At 45.3% G+C, this 18905-nt stretch carries 17 protein-coding genes; 8 read left to right on the forward strand and 9 right to left on the reverse strand.

The annotated features are described in order from the left end of the window. The first annotated feature begins 59 nt into the window (after positions 1–59). Both ACFFUV_RS18775 and ACFFUV_RS18780 read left to right on the forward strand, forming a co-directional pair. Positions 60–1397, forward strand: coding sequence for a c-type cytochrome (locus tag ACFFUV_RS18775; RefSeq protein ID WP_390195825.1), 1338 nt, complete (start codon positions 60–62; stop codon positions 1395–1397). Between the two features lie 313 nt (positions 1398–1710). Then, a complete protein-coding gene (locus tag ACFFUV_RS18780) occupies positions 1711–2016 on the forward strand; it encodes a hypothetical protein (protein WP_390195828.1) in 306 nt (101 codons plus the stop codon). 50 nt (positions 2017–2066) lie between these two features. Here the strand turns inward: ACFFUV_RS18780 and ACFFUV_RS18785 are convergent, their stop codons facing one another. The 4 genes from ACFFUV_RS18785 to ACFFUV_RS18800 form a co-directional block, all read right to left on the reverse strand. After that, positions 2067–2873 (reverse strand): arylamine N-acetyltransferase family protein, encoded by an 807-nt coding sequence (locus tag ACFFUV_RS18785; RefSeq protein WP_390195831.1) that lies wholly within the window; start codon positions 2871–2873, stop codon positions 2067–2069. A 13-nt stretch (positions 2874–2886) separates the two neighbouring features. Further along, positions 2887–3324, reverse strand: a complete 438-nt coding sequence (locus ACFFUV_RS18790; protein WP_390195833.1) for a GNAT family N-acetyltransferase — start codon at positions 3322–3324, stop codon at positions 2887–2889. Between the two features lie 409 nt (positions 3325–3733). Then, on the reverse strand, positions 3734–4822 hold the full coding sequence (locus ACFFUV_RS18795; protein WP_390195836.1) for an acyltransferase family protein: 1089 nt from the start codon (positions 4820–4822) through the stop codon (positions 3734–3736). Positions 4823–5221: 399 nt separating this feature from the next. Further along, a complete protein-coding gene (locus ACFFUV_RS18800) occupies positions 5222–5941 on the reverse strand; it encodes an SDR family oxidoreductase (protein ID WP_390195838.1) in 720 nt (239 codons plus the stop codon). A gap of 119 nt (positions 5942–6060) precedes the next feature. Between ACFFUV_RS18800 and ACFFUV_RS18805 the strand changes: the two genes are divergently transcribed. Then, positions 6061–6945 carry a LysR family transcriptional regulator gene (locus ACFFUV_RS18805; protein WP_390195841.1) on the forward strand — a complete coding sequence of 295 codons (885 nt, stop codon included), beginning with the start codon at positions 6061–6063 and terminating at the stop codon, positions 6943–6945. Between the two features lie 70 nt (positions 6946–7015). Here ACFFUV_RS18805 and ACFFUV_RS18810 read toward each other — a convergent pair whose 3' ends face one another. After that, positions 7016–7468 carry an Lrp/AsnC family transcriptional regulator gene (locus ACFFUV_RS18810; protein ID WP_390195844.1) on the reverse strand — a complete coding sequence of 151 codons (453 nt, stop codon included), beginning with the start codon at positions 7466–7468 and terminating at the stop codon, positions 7016–7018. A 107-nt stretch (positions 7469–7575) separates the two neighbouring features. Between ACFFUV_RS18810 and rarD the strand changes: the two genes are divergently transcribed. Beyond that, positions 7576–8472 carry an EamA family transporter RarD gene (gene rarD, locus ACFFUV_RS18815; protein WP_390195846.1) on the forward strand — a complete coding sequence of 299 codons (897 nt, stop codon included), beginning with the start codon at positions 7576–7578 and terminating at the stop codon, positions 8470–8472. Between the two features lie 16 nt (positions 8473–8488). Here rarD and hxpB read toward each other — a convergent pair whose 3' ends face one another. The 4 genes from hxpB to dalD form a co-directional block, all read right to left on the reverse strand. Further along, on the reverse strand, positions 8489–9190 hold the full coding sequence (gene hxpB / locus ACFFUV_RS18820; RefSeq protein WP_390195849.1) for a hexitol phosphatase HxpB: 702 nt from the start codon (positions 9188–9190) through the stop codon (positions 8489–8491). A 49-nt stretch (positions 9191–9239) separates the two neighbouring features. Next, the gene (locus ACFFUV_RS18825) at positions 9240–10514 is read right to left on the reverse strand and encodes an MFS transporter (RefSeq protein WP_390195851.1); all 1275 of its coding nucleotides are present in this window, start codon (positions 10512–10514) and stop codon (positions 9240–9242) included. 104 nt (positions 10515–10618) lie between these two features. Next, positions 10619–12079 (reverse strand): xylulokinase, encoded by a 1461-nt coding sequence (gene xylB / locus ACFFUV_RS18830; protein WP_390195853.1) that lies wholly within the window; start codon positions 12077–12079, stop codon positions 10619–10621. Between the two features lie 9 nt (positions 12080–12088). After that, positions 12089–13456, reverse strand: coding sequence for a D-arabinitol 4-dehydrogenase (gene dalD / locus ACFFUV_RS18835; protein WP_390195855.1), 1368 nt, complete (start codon positions 13454–13456; stop codon positions 12089–12091). Positions 13457–13692: 236 nt separating this feature from the next. On the opposite strand from dalD, the gene ACFFUV_RS18840 reads away from it, so the two are divergent. From ACFFUV_RS18840 to ACFFUV_RS18855, 4 genes are all read left to right on the forward strand, one after another. Continuing rightward, on the forward strand, positions 13693–14634 hold the full coding sequence (locus ACFFUV_RS18840; RefSeq protein WP_390195858.1) for a sugar-binding transcriptional regulator: 942 nt from the start codon (positions 13693–13695) through the stop codon (positions 14632–14634). Between the two features lie 476 nt (positions 14635–15110). Continuing rightward, a complete protein-coding gene (locus ACFFUV_RS18845; RefSeq protein ID WP_390195860.1) occupies positions 15111–15614 on the forward strand; it encodes a sugar dehydrogenase complex small subunit in 504 nt (167 codons plus the stop codon). 25 nt (positions 15615–15639) lie between these two features. Next, positions 15640–17253: a GMC family oxidoreductase gene (locus ACFFUV_RS18850; RefSeq protein WP_390195862.1), complete on the forward strand. Its 1614-nt coding sequence runs from the start codon at positions 15640–15642 to the stop codon at positions 17251–17253. Beyond that, a complete protein-coding gene (locus tag ACFFUV_RS18855) occupies positions 17246–18592 on the forward strand; it encodes a cytochrome c (RefSeq protein WP_390195865.1) in 1347 nt (448 codons plus the stop codon). The genes ACFFUV_RS18850 and ACFFUV_RS18855 overlap by 8 nt, the downstream gene beginning before the upstream one ends. Positions 18593–18905 lie beyond the last annotated feature (313 nt).

The raw sequence follows: 18905 nt of genomic DNA on the forward strand, positions 1-18905 counted from the left end.
AAAACGTTATCTAAACACTGGAATTTGAACCTCGAAAAAGACCAAAAGAAGAGGGATTTGTGAAAAAATCAACCATCATAATCGCAGTGATAGTCGTGTTGGCGGCTATCACTAGCTGGTTTGTGACACGTACGCCTGAGTCGGCCTTTGAGTCGACACAAGCCGAAAGCAAACCCGCGTCAGCAGAGCTGATTGAACGTGGTCAATATGTCGCCCATTTGGCCGACTGTGTGGCTTGTCATACGGTGCCTAATGAGCCGGCTTTTGCCGGTGGCTTACCAATGGGCACCCCAATTGGCGCCATTTACAGTACCAATATTACGCCTGACCCTGAAACCGGTATCGGCAACTACAGTTTGGCTGACTTTGATCGAGCGCTGCGTCATGGCGTTGCCAAAGATGGCGACCGTTTATACCCAGCGATGCCATTCCCATCGTATGAAAAAATGCCAGATAGTGATATCGAAGCGCTATACGCTTATTTCATGAATGATGTGGAACCCGTGAAAAAGCCCAACCAAGAAACCGATATTCCTTGGCCACTTAACATGCGCTGGCCACTCGCCTTCTGGAGTGTCATGTTTACTGACTCAGGCACTTATGAGCCGAAAGCGGACCAAAACGAGCAATGGAATCGTGGTGCTTACCTCGTACAAGGACCCGGGCACTGTGGTAGCTGCCATACGCCTCGTGGTTTCGCGATGCAAGAAAAAGCATTGGATGAAAGCAGTGACCAATTCGTCTCTGGTGCAACACTTGATGGGTGGTACGCGCCAAGCTTGCGCAACGATCCTAACTCCGGGCTAGGACGTTGGAGTGAAGAAGACGTCTATCAATTCCTGAAAAATGGGCGTAATGAACACGCTGTTGTTTATGGTTCAATGACAGATGCGTTCAATAATTCAACTCAATTTATGACTGACGATGATTTGTACGCGATTGCTCACTACTTGAAATCACTCCCTGGTAATCCAGAAAAAGATGGCGAACCTTGGCAGCACAAACCACAAAAAGTATCTGGTGAACTAGCGAAACTGCCAGGCGCAGAAACTTACATGACACGTTGTAGCGCATGTCATGGCAGTGATGGCATGGGGCACAAACCTTGGATTCCACCTCTGGCTGGGGCAACGTCCATGCTGGTGTCTGATGATTCTTCAGCCGTTAACGTCACATTAAATGGCTCTGGACGCGCAGTCGCGCACGGTGTGCCAGATGCTTATCGTATGCCTCCGTTCCGTCAACAGTTGTCAGACAAAGAGATCGCTGAGGTCTTGTCGTTTGTCCGCACAACATGGGGTAACAATGGGGGCGAAGTCAGTGTTGACGATGTGAAGGCAATGCGTGAAGACACAGACCCTGCCAGCAGTGAAGTGATTATTTTACAAATGCGCTAATTGAATAAATTAAGGTATTTGAAAGGGAATACAGTTTGTATTCCCTTTTTTAGACGCCTAAACAACGAGATCCCAACCTTCATTTAGACTGTCTGTTAATACGTAATAAGCAGTATCAGCATTGTTCCCCGACAACAACTGCTCATCCAATGAAGATTCAATCATTTAATTAACAATATTATGAATAGTTGCACACACAACCCTGCTGGTCGAGTTGACTCTAGAACGAACCAATAAAAACTTAGTTGCATATGGGCATGGAATATTGACCTATACTCTAACTACTTTCGTTTAGATCAATAGGGGGATTTTGATGCCAGAGCAGAACATTGGTCAGATACTTCAAGCGTTCAATAGTATCGAATCAAAGATTCAAGATCAGAACCAAATGTTAAAAGAGCTGTCCGCTAAAGTGAACGCTCTTGAACAACAAAACAAGCACCTGGTTCAGATGGTGCACCAGCTTCAGTCACCATCTAGTCATGAACCATTGGATGTCCACAATCACGAATTTGAAGATAAAGTCACCCAGCAACTTCGTTCCATTGAAGATCAATCGAAAAAAACCATGGAAATGATAAAAGCGAATGGCGGGGCGAAAAAACGCGCCTGGCCATAAACAGCAAAGCCTACATTACGGTAGGCTTTGTTATTCGGTGCTCGCTATGACTAAAGCTTTGTCGCAATACAGCGTTCAAACAGGTGTCGGGATTCGTCCTCTTCAATATTCAGCTTGAATTGTTGAGTGAGTACTTGATGAAGTTTATTCGCAGTATCCATTACCTGCTCCGTCTGTTGGGTAGCCGAGCGAGTATGTAAAGTTTCGTTGGTCAGAACACAAACCTCATTCGCCGATTTTTGGCTCACAACCAAGTTATTTACAAACACCGCATCCGGATGCTGGTGTGAATAAAAGTGCCCGACTTGGCAATCAGCTTCACTGTAGTTTGCCAAATCAAAACGATAGAGAACAAAAAGCCCGCCTTCCTTTTCAACCACCAGCTCAAACTCTCGATTTTCGATTTCACGTATGAAATAACGATCCAACCCAGACCGTTGCCACACTTCGCCAAATTCAATCGCGGTTATTGGACAGGCAGCGCCAAAGCCAACATCGACTAGGTAGCTTTTTTGGTTGAGTTCAACCACAGTAAAACGATGCGTCCTGGGCGCTGAACGATCTTGATTGTTTAAAACTCGCGCCACAACCAAGCGAGTGGAGTAACCAAGCGATCTCAAGAACTCAAAAGCAATCTTATTGTGTTCAAAGCAGTAACCGCCCATCCCTTGGTTCACCACTTTTTCTAGCAGCTCCTCCAGTTCAAGAGGCATGGTTTTCCCAAGCACTGAATAAACGCTATTAAAACTGAAAGACGCTATGTGCCGAGTAATAAACTGGTTCAAAAATGCCAAATTCGGCTGCTCTGGTGGCACCAGTTGCAGCTCAGCAAGGTAATCATCAAATAATATCGACATCGCCGTTCCTTTATTACGAGTTATCAGTAACCGTCCACTGCATCTCAATCAACTGATGCTCACCAACAACTTCCACCTCTTTAACAAACTCAAAGCCGAGGTTTTGGTAATAAGCACGTAAGTGTTGATGAGCATGAATTTCCACAGTTTTAGCATCTACATTTTTGGCATGGTTCATCAGCGCCTTGACGAGTCGAGTGGCAATTCCCACCCCACGAAACTCTGGCATTACCGCCACACGCGCGAGCACAGCATGACCTTCACTATTCACGGTTAATCGCGCGGTAGCCACGGGAGTATTCTGCTTCACTACCAGGGCATGCGTTGACACCTCGTCTAGGCCATCGAGATCGAGGTGCGGCGGAATATTTTGCTCCACAGTAAACACGTTGTAGCGAATGGTTTGCGCCATATCGATGAGTTTGATGTCTTGCCCTATCGTTATGTCCAAATCACGTCCTCATTAATATCAAATTGGTTTCCCAGTGGTCGCTACTGGAAAAGAAGCATCATGCAATTTTTTCTAACGATTTCAAAGTGCAATCACATCATACGTGAGCGTTGTTGAAAGGTGTTTATCACCATATCCGTACATAGAATACGAATCTATATAACGCCAATAACGCGTTTTGCTGATGATTCTTACTAAGAAGGCGATAAAGAACCTAGTAACAACATAGGCTAAATGAAACGTCAAACCACGGATTTGGAAAAGCGAATGGCTTTATCCGAGACAGAAAGTAAAGAATATAGATAGGAGGTAATAAGGCAGTTCGCTAGTTCATACTATCGATTTAATGGCAATAGATAGGTGTTCAGAAACAGCGTAGAATTCCTGAACACCTCGCTCTTTTAGTGACTTAGTAGCCAACCAAATATCGACTCTTTTTGCTGCCTTTAAAAATGCGTTTCGTCAACAGCGCTAGAGAAACAGAGGCTAAAACAATAACGATTAGAGTAAATAGATAAAGAAAAATATTGTTTTCTGCACCAAAATCTTGAAGGTGGTGTGTTCTTCTATCAATTTTAAACAAAATCATTAATAACCAAGGATGTATAAAGTAAATAGCAAAACTGGTTTCAGAAATAACAGTAAGAAGCGGAATATCAAAGGTATATTTCTCTAAAATACCATATAGAAAGCAGATAACAAAAATCATCTGTATGTATTGTAAGTCAATACCGTTGTACTCAAAAAATGGCTTACCGTAGTTGCCTACATGGCCTAAATAGACTTGTATGAATGACATCGCAACGGATAGCAATAAGAACATCAAAAAGTTCTTTTTGAGGAACTCGGTAATGACACGGTTATGAATCGAAAATAATATTCCCATTAAGTAAACCGGAGTGAAATACACTAAGGAGTGAATCGCATTCGTTCCGGCTACCGGTCTTTGAACAATCACAGCAATAACCGATAAAATAACGACTAATCCTATTTGAAACTTTAGATTCTGTTTTATAAACTTCATGTGCAATGGTGCGGACGCAAACAGGAGCAACCCAAAAGGGATATACCAATACGCTATTAGGAATCGCCCCGTTAAATAATACTTAAACACCGTCATCCAGTCTGAGTCGCTTGGCGAAAAAGGAATCCCATCCCGGTACATGTGAGCTGAATCTCTCATCAATTCAAGCGGTGTAAAATATTCAACTTTAAAGGCATAAAGGTAGGCAATCGCAACGGTCGCCAATATAAGGTAAGGAATACCAATATTTTGGAATTTATTTTTAACAAACTTTTTGTAATTAAACTTCTTATAAAAAACATGATGAAACATAAAACCAGAAATAAAAACAAAAAGAGAGGAACCTCCTGTAATTAAATTTCTTATCGTTGCACTAAATAAATCATTACTAGTAAACCCCGAACTGTATACATGACCAGCTACGATAGCAATGATTGCAATTCCTCTAAAATTGCCAATTGACTTCAAAAACATCTAACACTACCTAAAATAAAAACCTCCACCGATATAATTGAATACTATCAGATATATATGGCATAGGAATGTAACAGAATCTACAGTGTAGCAGGATAGATGTCTCGCAATTAGGAATGGTTGAAGAAAAACGATATTCCTTTTTTCAAAAATAAATCAGTATAATCATTTACCATAAAATACTATTAGTTGTTTATATCATCATTGGCATATCGACAAATATATCAATTTAACCTACAGAATAATTGAGTGTTTCAACTTAACAACAATTCACATTTGTATCTCATTGACTGTTACCCTCCTCCATTATTGGCTTGTTGAAATCTGAGTACTCTAGTTCAACAAGCCTTATTTTATCGAGTGATGTTTGCTTTTTTATCGTCTAGTCACGCTCACCCATTACCAAGGAATCACACCGCCGGTGGTTAAAAACAGACCTGTTGGGCCGTCAGATCCTTCTAAAGCCGTTTTAACCGCAATCACGGCCCCCTCCTCTACACTACCCGGCGCTTGCTCGCCGCCAAGATCCGTCGCGATCCAGCCCGGGCTCACCGAATTCACACGAAATCCTTCATCACGCAATTCTTTTGCTAGTAATACCGTGAACATATTCAGTGCTGATTTTGAAGCATTGTAAGCCAGCGGCGTGGTACCATGAAACGGCCATGAAGGGTCGCCATGCATGGTCATGGAGCCAAGACCTGTCGATACATTTACAATCGAACGATGGCTGCCTTTTCTCAACAATGGCAGCATAGTTTGAGTCAGCATAATGGTTCCAAATACATTGGTTTCAAACGTTTCTCGTAGCGCTTGATGAGTGACGTTCGACGCATTGCCATAACCCACAATAACGCCTGCGTTATTGATTAAACCGTCTAAGTGACCACTTTGTTGCTCAATGAGCTCAACTGCAGCCTGATGACTCTTCGCATCGTTAAGATCTAAGTAAACCAACCGCGCATCCCCTCGCTCTTTTAGCTCTTGGGTCACCTTTTTACCCGCTTCCAAGTTACGAGCGCCAAGATAAACGGTATGCCCTTGCTCGACGAGCTCCAAAGCAATTTGTTTACCAATTCCTTTATTGGCCCCTGACACTAGATAGATGTGTTTGCTCATCGTATACACTCCTCTTCATTGCACTTTCTCGGTTTATTGCGATGAATGAGCAGTGTAGCCAGAGAGATTATTTATGATAATAGTGATAATATGGATACATTATTCGATAGGAGCCAATAATGGAATTACCCCCAATCCAAGAGCTTCATGCCTTTCAACAAGTGGCCAAACATCTCAGCTTTTCAAAAGCAGCGGAAGCGCTGAGCATTTCACCATCAACGCTAAGCCATCTGATTCGTTCGCTTGAAGAACGCTTACAGACGCGCCTGTTTAACCGCACAACTCGTAGTGTATCGTTGACCGAATCAGGTCAGAGATTTTTTACTCAAGTAAATCAAGTACTCAATCACCTCAAAGGCGCGATCAATAATTTGAGTGCCGAAAAAGACCAACCACAAGGCTTGGTTCGACTTAGCGTCAACGAAGTGGTAGCTGGTTTTGTTCTTGATAAATTGAATGCCGACTTTGCGGCCCAATATCCTGACATCGAATTGGATATCTCGGTCGACAATCACCTCATTGATATTGTGTCAGAAGGATTTGATGCAGGTATTCGCCTGAAAAACACCATCCCTCAAGATATGATCGCGGTATCAATGATGACAAACTTTAGGTTTGTCACTGTCGCGTCCAAGCACTATGTCCAAACCTACGGCGAGCCAAAAACGCCTCAAGATTTGTTACGCCATAACTGTCTCGGCTACAAATTTCAAAGTGGACGACGCTATGAATGGGAGTATAAAAACGGTAATGACATTCAAACGCTTCGTACGCGAGGCTCTATAACCACGAATAGCCCGGCTATACTTTTAAAGGCCGTAAACGATAACTTGGGTATCGCCATGATTGCTGAGCCCCTTATCCGACATGAGCTTGAATCTCAGCAGTTAGTCAGATTGCTGGAACCATGGACTATCGACTGGCCTGATTTGTACGTCTATTTTCCCAAAAATCGCAACATGCCCACCGCACTAAGAGCTGTGATTGATGCATTGAAAGCGTAATTTGCTCGCTGTTTGTCTTTTCCTCTTTGTGAGAGAGAAAGCGCAGCACAATACGCTTAACTCCGCTCATTCACAGTACATCCAGAGACACTTTGACCCGCTCAAGTGATACCATAGTGCGAAACGACTTCACGTTCGGGTTGTGATGAAATAACTCATCGCACAAAATTTGAAAACGCTCCATGTCAGGCACCAATAGCACGAGCATAAAGTCGGCTTCTCCTGTGACGTAGTAACACTGCTGAACCTCGGGGCCGGAGAAGCTTTCTTTAAGCAGCTTCATATCCTCAGCTTGCGTCTTATCAACCTGAACCTCCACCAAAATCGTGATGACCTTATCCAATTTATTAGGCGCAAGCACAGCAACATGGGCCTCTATATAGCCATCGTCTTTCAGCTTTTGGATTCTTCTTTGTACCGAGGCGGTCGACAAGTGAACTTGCTCGGCTAACTCGCGCAAAGGCACCTGACAATTTTTTTGTAGCCTTTCCAGTAGCGCATAATCGTATTTATCCAGTGGCATAGTCCAAACCTGTGAGAAAATTTCTCACCAACGCTATGAAATATGCGCACCTTTATCAAGCATCATGAAATAAAATATCGACACATTCACTCATTCATCACCGATTTATGTCGACTCAAACCAATACTTCACTTGGCGTGATTCTCAATGTCATCGCCTCTGCTCTCTTTGCTTTAATGTTTGCCTACAGTGCCTTACTGCACGATCTGGGCGGAGATGAAATCTACGGCTGGCGAATCAGTTTAACCTTCCCACTGCTCACCGTATTCATTTTGATCAATGGCTATTGGTCTCAAGTTACACGTATATTTGAGCGTATGATGTGCACACCGAGTTTTATATTCACTCGCGTCATTTCTTCGCTATTGTTGGGCTTTCAACTGTGGCTATTTATGTGGGCACCAAACAATGGCTATGGTCTTGCCGTGTCGCTAGGCTACTTTATGATGCCGATCACCATGGTGGTGGTAGGATGGTTTGCGTTCAAAGACAGAATGTCCAGATTTCAAAAGCTTGCTTGTGCTTTTGCGATCATTGGGGTGATCAACCAACTGGCGGTTTCACAAACGTTGACTTGGCCAACGCTGGCGGTCTGCCTTGGCTACCCCATTTACTTTTGGTTACGTCATAAAACCGATACCAATCATATTGGAGGTATGTGGTTCGACATGCTACTCAGTCTACCTGTGAGTTTGTATTTTATCTTCGATAACGGCTTTGTGGTTCATCGGTTGAGCATCAATTTCAACCTCATCTGGTTGGTTCTTGGTTTGGGATTAATCAGTGCACTCGCGCTCGGCTTTCAATCGCTCTCGGCGCCGCATCTTAATTTGAGCTTATTCGGTCTACTGATTTACGTTGAGCCAGTGCTGTTACTACTGGTTGCTCTATTACTTGGAGAAAGTATTATGCCCAGTGAATGGCCAACCTACATTGCAATCTGGTTGGCCGTAATGGTGTTATGTCTTGAAGGTGCTGTGAGCTTAAAACGCCAGCAACGATAATACGACGATTAGAGATTCAAGACGTCGCCAATCGAGCCTTGTCACTAAACGTCTTAAGGACATCAAGCGGTTCGTTTTCTGTTAAGAACGTAAGCAGTTCAATCATATTTGCAAACTTCGCGTCTGCACTCGCAAACGTCTTCGCCTCACAATGAGGTGAAACTAAAAACGTCGTCATATTGGCGGCTTTGCTCGCCGTTAAACCAGTCACGCTGTCTTCAATAACCAAGCACGCTTGTGGAGAGAGGTTAAGCTTCTTTGCTGCAGACAGGTAAACATCAGGCGCGGGCTTACCCTGTTTTTCATCCTCAGCACTGCACACGAGGTCAAATTTATCCCACAACTTAAGTTGGTCAAAAACGGCTTTTATCACCACATGATTGGAAGAGGTAGCTAATGCTATTTTCAGATTGAGCTGTTTAACGTAGTCAAGCGTTTGAACAACACCAGGCATGGCTTGACCAACCCTCGCGATAAGCTGACATAACTTGGTTAAAATCCGTTGCTCTAATTCAGCGGCACTGACGGACAACGCATAAGATTGGCACCAAATGCGCGCAATTTCATCAACTCGCTTTCCCATGGTCAACTGCTCGCAATCAGCCCTTGTCACCGCGATGCCATAAGATGCCAGTGACGCCATCTGAGCGTCTTGCCACAAGGGCTCGGAATCAATGATTACGCCATCCATATCAAAAATAACCGCTTTTTTACTCATACTTACCTCAAAAATAACATGTGGCGCTCAATGTGAGCGCCACACAAAACTAGGCAACCCTGGTGTTGCTAGTATCAATGACAGAGCTTTCAAATCCAGGTTGCTCGACTTTAATTAAATAGGTGAAGAAAAATGCCAGTACATACAGCGTGGTATAAGCGATAACCACGCCTATGGTGCTGAAATACGGCAAAATAATCACAGCAATAGCGGGCGCTAAGAAGTTAGAAAGCCCTGCTGAAAGGTTGTAAACAGAAATAGCTGCGCCCTTATGGTTGGGCTCTAAGGCAGGAAAGACTGCCGCCATCGGTACAAATGCCGCGACAAAAATCCCCAATGAAATGGCCGGGATCAGCGCCATATAAAAATTGTTACCGAAGTGCTGAGGAATGTAGTAAAACGCGAGACTTGATAGCGCCATGCCCACACAGCCAAACCAACGCACCACTCTCATCCAACCTAGTTTTTCTCCCATAATGCCCCAGAAGACATTGGAGAAGATGGTCGTAAAGAAGAACACCGCCCATACTTGCAGCCAGTCGGAAGTGGTAAAGCCAAGATCATCAACAAACATCATCGGCATGATTACCGCAAACCCAAACAAAGACAGCGTATTGATGATGCGAACGAAACTCGAATACAATACGTTTTTATTGGTAAACAGTAACGTGACAGCGCGGCTTAACTCGGTCAATTTCTCTTTATTACTCAAATTATGCATATGCGTTGGCGTTTTAACTTTTCGTAGCGCAACCATCGCGATGATTCCACCGACCAAACAAAAAACCAGTGACAACCAAAGCGTACCAAACTCACCGATCCACGGAATGGTAAAGCTAGGAATATAGCTGCCAGCAACACCGATGCCGATTGAATAGACGGTCCAAAACCAGCCAAGGGCCGAACTCACACCATCACTGCGTACGTTGTGGACAATGACGACAATGAATGAGTAGAGAAACAGAGGATAGGCAAAACCACGAATACCATAAAACAGCAGAATCAAAGCATAGTTGGAATGGCCTAATCCGAAGGTTAAAAACAGCACGTGGAAAACACACCACACCAAAAAACCGATTTTCATGGTTTTCTGTGGGGTAATAATTTCGGCAACGACACCAGAGATCCAAGCCGCCAACGCCGCAGCTAACCCGTATAACGTAAAGGCCATCGACGACTGAGCAGGCGTAAACCCTAGTTCCGTGATGTAGTGAGAAAGAAAAGCGAGTTCAAAGCCATCACCAGTCATAAAAATGGCGATCGCGACATAACCCCAGATGAGATTGAGTGGCAATCCAAGCCACTGTTTGCTTACGTTATCCATATATTCCTCGATTGTAGGGTAAAGGAATCCTGTACCTCACGAAGGAGGCACAGTCCGTTGTTATTGGGATGTTATTGATTTAATTTATTTTTATTGGTTTTGCGTCATGACCTCAGAGCAAGGTCATTTTGGTAAAGCGCGCGAAAAGACGCGTAGCGTTGGTTTAAAATCGTCTGCCGCGCACTATCTGGTTGATAGATGCGATGAACCTGCGGCTTTTTACACACCGCTTCAAGGTCTTTGCCAGCAGCTAAACATGCCAATCTTGCCGCTCCCAGCGCGCCACCGGTTTCACCGCCTTTGTGGGTAATGATTGGTAAGCTCAAGGTATCTGCCAATAGCTGGGCCCAGAAAGGACTTCGAGCGCCGCCCCCGACAAGTGAACACTGCTCAATGTCCGTGCCGCTTTCTATAAGCACGCGAAGTCCGTCCGCGACACCAAAGCTTACGCCTTCAATCACGGCATAACCGAGCAAAGCTCGATTCGTTGAGTGAGTCATACCATGAAACAGTCCCGTAGCCTTGGGATCATTATGCGGAGTGCGTTCTCCAGAAAGATACGGAAGAAACAGTGGCGCTGTTGATTTTTGCTCATCACTTAGCTGCTCAATTTCTTCCAAAAGCGCCACTTCAGTCATCCCGATAATTCGGCAGAACCATTGCAGGCAGCTTGCCGCGCTGAGCATCACGCTCATCTGATGCCAGCGTTTTGGTAATACATGACAAAACGCATGGACCGCCGATTCTGGTGCCGGGCGATACTGCTCATTGACGACAAACAGCACACCGGATGTGCCCAAGGAAATAAACGCATCACCAGGATTCACTGCACCTACGCCAATGGCGCTTACGGCATTGTCACCGCCGCCACCAGCCACAATGACGGACGGGCTTAATCCCCATTTCTGAGCGATATCGTCCGACAGCGTCGCCGAGATATCACATCCTTCAACAAGTTTCGGCATTTGTGCGCGAGTTAGCTGACATTTATCGAGCAACGAATCAGACCAATCACGTTTTGCTACATCGAGCCATAATGTCCCTGCAGAGTCCGACATGTCTGAAATCTTTTGCCCGGTCATTTTTAGGCGAAGGTAATCTTTCGGCAACAAAACAGTGTGAATACGCGCGAAGTTTTGCGGTTCATGTTTACGTACCCAGATCAATTTGGGCGCCGTAAAACCAGGCATCGCAAGATTGCCTGCTACACGGTGCAGTTCCGGCGCCGCAGCTTCAAGCTCAGCACATTCTTCATGGCACCGCGTGTCATTCCACAAGATAGCCGGACGAATAACCTCATCTTGCTCATCCAATAAAACCGCACCATGCATCTGCCCAGACAAACCAATCGCTTTGATCGCACTCCAATGATCGGCGCATTTTTCACGCAGAGCCTCGATTAAGTAATTGGTGGCTTCCCACCAAGCTTGAGGCGATTGTTCAGACCAATGCGCTTTGGGACGTTGAATCGTCAATGGCGCACTGTGGGTCGCGACCGTTTCTCCCTGCTCATCAATAACCAAAGCTTTGACTTCGGAAGTCCCTAAATCAATTCCTAAATACATGCTCACTCCTTAGTGGATCATCGGATAAACGGCGGCAATTTTTTCGCGAAGTAACGCTTCAAAATCAGCACGTTCGGCCAATTCGCCAAACAACGCTTTATCGCGAGCATAAACCGCGATGGGATCAGAGGAATCAAACATAGCGTGTACAGCCTTAGCATCAAGAATCCCATCTTGATATTCATAAGGCAGTACGCCTTTATGCCATTGCTGCATGAAAACGAAGAATAAAGCTGGTAGCATCGCGGTCGCTTTAGGTTCGACCCCACGTTGGTAGCATTCAATCATCGTTGGCGTGATCATCGCAGGAATTTTTGAAAAGCCGTCCGCCGCAACGCGCTGGTTGGTATCTTTAATATGCGGATTGGTAAAACGATCTAACACCACATCGCGATAAGTCGGCAAATCGATACCATTGTCCCCTAAACACGGGATCACGTCCTGAGTGACATATTCATGAGCAATATTGTAGATATAATCGGTTTGAGTACTTTCATGAATGAATGACTGCCCGACCAAGGTTCCAGCCCAAGCGATGCAGCTATGAGAAGAGTTAAGAATGCGAATCTTCGCTTCTTCATAAGGAACAACCGACGCCACCATTTCAACGCCAACGGACTCAAACTCTGGACGAACGGATTTGAAATTATCCTCAATGACCCACTGAATAAATGTTTCCCCCATGACAGGCGCTTTGTCCTCAATACCAGTTTGCGCATGAATACGTTCTGGTAGATCAGCCGCTGGTCGCGGCACGATGCGGTCAACCATGGTGTTCGGACAGGTCGTATTATCCTCCATCCAAGCCAATACTGAGTGCTTTCCGGTTAAATTGAGAAACTCAGTTAAGCCGTCTCGAAAGCGTTCGCCATTGTGACGCACATTGTCACAACATAGTAACGTCAATGCACCCGCCTTATCCGCAATACGCTGTTCTAGTATTTTAGTGATGGTGCCGTAGATGGTCTGGTGCTCACCGTTTAAATCGGCCTTGAGAACCGAATTATCCGTGTCCAATGTATGATCGGTTTTAAGGTAGTATCCGCCTTCAGTCACCGTAAATGCGATGACTTTGGTGTTGGATTTCGCGCCTTCAGCAATCAACGGTGCTAGGTCTTGCTGCCATGGCAGTAGCGTTTGAATAGATTTGATCACTTCATAGTGTCGCTCACCTGCCGGACTCACCGTTTCTAATACATATTCGCCTTCTTGCGCCTGCAGCGCAGAGACGGTTGATTCCGCATCATTACGAATATTACCGGCGGCGATATGCCAGCGCTTATCCCCTGATTCACGTAATTGGTGCATATACCATGCTTGATGAGCACGATGAAATGAGCCTAAACCGATATGTAGCCACGTATATTGGGTCGTCATGATATTGATCCTCGTTATTGTTTGATGGCGCCACTCTAAAGGATCAAAGAATCAAAAAAAGAGCCAAAGATCACAAATGAACAAAAGACCTATTAGTGGTCTTTTGTTCATTTGTGAGTAATTGATGAAACTTGAACTCACAAGCCGTTCGCGAGAAGATAGGGCTAATTACGACAGCAACAGGCAAATCGGCGTCGTCTAAATAGATTTAACAGCCTGAAAAAAAAGGAATAAATGTGGCAAGAAGTGATAACTTCAAAACCGATCAAATGGTTCGTGCAGCGTGGATGTATTACATATCGGGAAGAAATCAGAGTGAGATTGCGGCCGAGCTCGGGTTATCACGCCCGGTTGTCCAACGCTTGATTGCAGCCGCCAAAGAAGAGGGAATCGTCTCTGTGGGGCTTCACCACCCAATATCAACTTGCTTAGATTATGCAGAGCTACTCAAACAAAAATATCAGCTGGTGGAATGTAACGTGGTCCCCTCAACCAGCGACCAAGAAACGTTAGACAACGTATCATTTGGCTGCTTTCAATTGATGGCAAAATACCTAAAAGAACCGCAAAACCAAATTATTGGCATCGGATCAGGATTGACACTCAAAAAAGCCATTAACCGCATCGATTTTGATTCTTCCAATCGCCAGTGCGTCGCCTTGATCAGCGCTATGGGCGTGAATGGCCAATGTAACTATTACGATGATGTTCCTTTGATTCTCGCAGGTAAAATTCAAGCGAATTACTATCAACTTCCAACACCTCGCTACGCTATTTCTGTCGATGAACATCGTTTATGGACCAATACGCGTGTTTACAAAGAAGTGGCGTCTGTGGCCGATAAAGCCGATGTCATCTTTATCGGAATTGGCTCACTGAGTAAAGCAAGCCCAATTATTAAAGATGGCTTTATATCTGGTGACAAAGCAAATGAACTCAGCCACCAAGGCGCAATAGGCGAAATTCTCGGTCGTTTTATTGATCCGCAGGGAAAAGTCGTCGACTGCAGCATCAATACCCTCATCACCAGCTACGATATTCGTCAAAACAACTGCCCTCGAATTGGCGCGGCTTGTGGTGAAGATAAACATTTAGCGATTTTGGCCGCTCTGCGCGGAAAATGGATTAACGGTCTCGTCACTGACGAAACAACGGCACGCTGGCTCCTCACCAAATAGGCTTAATACCTTCCTCGACACCAACGCAGCTTACTACGCTGGTGTCTCTTTTCAGCCTGACTTTAGCCTTGATGAATCAATTAGTTCGTCTACGTACAATGGTCTGATGTGTTACGGCTGCATTGCGTTTTTTAAAACCATTGAGTATGGTTATGCAAAATTGTTAGCAATTCGTTGAACAATATAGATTTATCTATATCACTTCCCTACAAACGCTAATTTTTTTCGCTCAAATCATCTGAATAACCAGTCAATTTGGTGTTGTCGAAATAGACATTACTAGCGATACCTTGGCATCTCATTGTCATTCAAACCAGTGACCAGATTTGGTCATACCGTGTCATGACGATCGACGACTGACTGTTGTTAACTATGTTTTTAGCGTGAATAAAAATAACAAAATTATAACTTTCGAACTGTCGCCTATAGTTTTTATGGACGATAATTTTTGAAATGATGACTCACTGGAAAAAGCTATGACTTATTACTCACGCCGACGAGTGTTGAAGATGGTAGGAGTGGTTACGATTGCGAGTGCGACCGGACAACTTTTACCTATCCCTAGCTTAAATGCAGCAGAACAAGCTGTACCAACGCAGGGACTTGAAGAATTTACACAAGTGTCACAATGGCTTACCGCGCAAGACGCGCTCAACCCGACGGTTACCCAAGCGCTTTTAATTGCCTTCACGCAAACAGACAACACCTTTCTTAGCCGTCTCTCAAAGCTTAAAACGCTCCTTGAAGATAACCCACCGCTACTTAAACAGGATCGCTTGATGTTTGGCGATGCCAACGCCGACAGTGAAGCGCTTGCGCGAAGCATTCTTAGCAGTTGGTATAACGGCGTTGTCGGTAAAGGATTTGATGCTGTTTACGTCACGTACGTCAACAACCTCGCGAATCAACTGGTCAGTGACAAATTGGTACCGCCAAGTTTTTCTTACGGTGAAATCGGAAGCTGGGCACAACAGCCATAATCAATTTAAAAGAGTAATGTCGTTTATGAACAATAAAAATTCTGCTGATGTGGTGGTAATTGGCGCGGGTATCAATGGTTCGCTACTTGCTTCACGTCTAGCTAAAGCGGGAAAATCCGTATTAATGTTGGAGTCAGGCCCTAAGCTTGAACGAGACCAACTGGTTGAGCGCTATCGTACGTCTGCATTTAAATCAGACTTTATGTCGCCTTACCCTTATTCTCCTCAAGCACCGCACCCACGCTATACCCCAGAACCCAACGAGTATCTTGACCAAGTCGGTCCTAATGCATTTCATGCGCAATACATTCGTATGTTTGGTGGTACTAGCTGGCACTGGGCGGCGCAGCTTTGGCGTTTTCTACCCAACGATTTTCGTCAACATAGTCAGTATGGCGTCGGTAAAGATTGGCCAATTGGTTATGACGACATCGAAGACTACTACTACCAAGCGGAAGTCATTGCGGGTGTCGGTGGTTCTCCGAACAATGGCTCTCCAAGAAGTAAGCCCTTCCCGATGGAAGCCGTTCCTGCTTCATACTTACAGCAGCGCGTCACGGAAAGGCTCGCCCCCGAGTTTTCTGTGATTGATGACAGTACTGGGCGTAATAGCCGCAGCTACGATGGCCGCCCGGCATGTTGCGGCAACAACAACTGTATGCCGATTTGCCCGATTGATGCCCAGTATCATGGTGGCCTTGCTGCGCAAGAAGCAGTGAACAGTGGCGTCGAAGTAATTACCGAAGCCGTGGTTTATCAGCTTGAACACGATGATAAAGGCAACATCGTCGCAGCAAACTATTACGACTGGAACAAAGTCAGCCATCGAGTCACGGGACAAACCTTTGTTCTCGCATCGAATGCGATCGAGACACCAAAACTTCTACTCATGTCTGTCAGTGATAAATTCCCAAATGGTATCGCTAACTCACAAGATAACGTCGGTCGTCATCTGTGTGATCACCCAGCTATCGGGATTACTTTTGATGTTGATGAAGAAGTTTGGCCGGGACGCGGACCAGTAAGCCCATGTTCAATTGGCCAATTCCGTGATGGGGATTTTCGTAGCGAACACGCTCCATTTCGCATTGATATCTCAAACTCCTCTAAACTGGCCTCTGTAACCAAAGAAGTGCTCGCAGAAGGCTACTTTGGCAAGAAATTGCAAGACGAAGTTCGTTTTCGTGCCGCGCGCCGAATGAGCCTAAAAAACTGCTTGGAGCAACTGCCCGACCGCAATAACCGAGTGACGCTGAGTGACAACAAAGATGCGCTCGGTTTGCCAACACCCGCGATGTTCTGGAACGTTCTCGACACTAATGATTACGTACGTAAAGGCACCGAGAAAACCCGCGAGCATTATGATGCTATCGCGAAAAAACTGGGGGCAACCAATATCAAGCACAGTACCGAAGGTAAATTCAAAAACCGCCAACATATTACGGGAACACTCTCAATGGGCCTCGATCCCGCCACCAGCGTTACCGACCAATGGGGACGCGCCCATGACCATGAAAATCTATTCATGGTAGGGACAGGCGTTATGCCAACGGTAGGTACCTGTAACGTCACCTTGACCGCAATGGCGCTTGCGCTTCGCACCGCTGATAAAATTCTTCAGGAGACACAACATGGTTAAATACTGGAGACTCTTACTCACAACGGCAAGTCTGCTTTCTGCCAGTGTTGCTCAGGTACATGCGGCAGACCAAGATGCTCTTATCAAGCGCGGAGAATACCTGGCTATTGCGGGAGACTGCGGTGCCTGTCATACCGCTGCAGGAAAAGCGCCATTTAGTGGTGGTTATGCGATTGATAGTCCCCTTGGCACCATATACAGCACCAATATTACGCCTTCGACAACAGCTGGCATCGGTAATTACACCGAAGCGCAATTTGCGGCGGCGTTACGTGAAGGGAAACGAGGCGATGGAAGCCAACTTTACCCAGCGATGCCTTATACGGCTTATGCCAAAGTATCCGATGATGATATCTCAGCGCTATACGCGTACTTTATGCATGGTGTAGAACCGGTCGATGAAAAACCACAAGAAACCAAACTGCCATTTCCATTTAACTTGCGTTTTAGCATGGCAGCGTGGAATCTGTTGTTCCTTGATGATGAAGTCTATACGCCTGATTCAAGTCAATCTGATCAATGGAACCGAGGTGCGTACCTAGTACAAGGCTTAACCCACTGCAGTACTTGTCATACACCGCGTAATTTCTTGATGGCAGAGAAAAGCGATCAAAACCTTGAAGGTACCTCTCTCGGTACTTGGTTTGCACCAGATATTACCGCAGACACCTTACAAGGTAGCCCGTATTGGTCTCGTGATATGTTAGCCAATTATCTCGCAACTGGACACGCGAGCAATGGAGCGACAGCCGCTGGGCCGATGCTTGAGGCCATCGACAAGAGCTTCTCTCGCATGAAGCACGAGGATCTCCAAGCGATTGCGCATTATCTTCTGCCTGAAGAAGATAATGCGCCAGCAACAGACACTCATGAGCATCACCACCAAGCGCTGACTAAAGTTGTTGGTGACGATACTCCGCTTGCGCTCGCCAATCAAAGTGAAGGTGAACGTCTGTACCGCAATAACTGCGCATCATGCCACAACTTGTCGGGCCGTGGTTTAAATGGTTTACCGCCACTGCAAGACCACCCTGTTCTTAAAAAACCTAATGCGGATAACGTCGCGATGGTGATTCTAGAAGGTGTTTGGCCTGAAGAACATCAAGGCATGCTTGGTTTTGCTGATGAAATGACTGATCAACAAATTGCTGATGTGACCAATTATGTGATGGCGGATATCGGTGGTAGTGATGTTCAGATCACTACCGAGCGCGTCAAAACGCTGCGCGCCGGTGGTGAAACGTCACCACTACTTATGCTGGCCCGTATTGGAATGGTCGCTGGCGGCATTATTGTTGTTTTGCTACTACTTTGGTTACGCAGACGACGTAAGGCCTAATACATATATCACCTAACATCTCCGCCCATTGGCGGAGGTGTTCTTTGAATAACAACCCAACGCCTCTACAGAGCGAATAGATTTCCACAATCTGCATTTCCACAATCCACGCGACCTTTCTATCAAGCACAGCGGACTCACGTTCGTGCTTTTCATTCCAGGATGTTCATCTTCTCATCGTCTCTTTTTTGAACAAGCCATTGAGCCGATATATATCAGAACGAAATTTCATATCTTTTGCATTATACCGTGCTTGTCATCACACATTGAATCCGATATTTTTAGCCTGCAATTCCCACCATTCACATGGAAT

The sequence above is a fragment of the Vibrio olivae genome (genome assembly GCF_042428525.1).
GTDB lineage: Bacteria > Pseudomonadota > Gammaproteobacteria > Enterobacterales > Vibrionaceae > Vibrio > Vibrio olivae.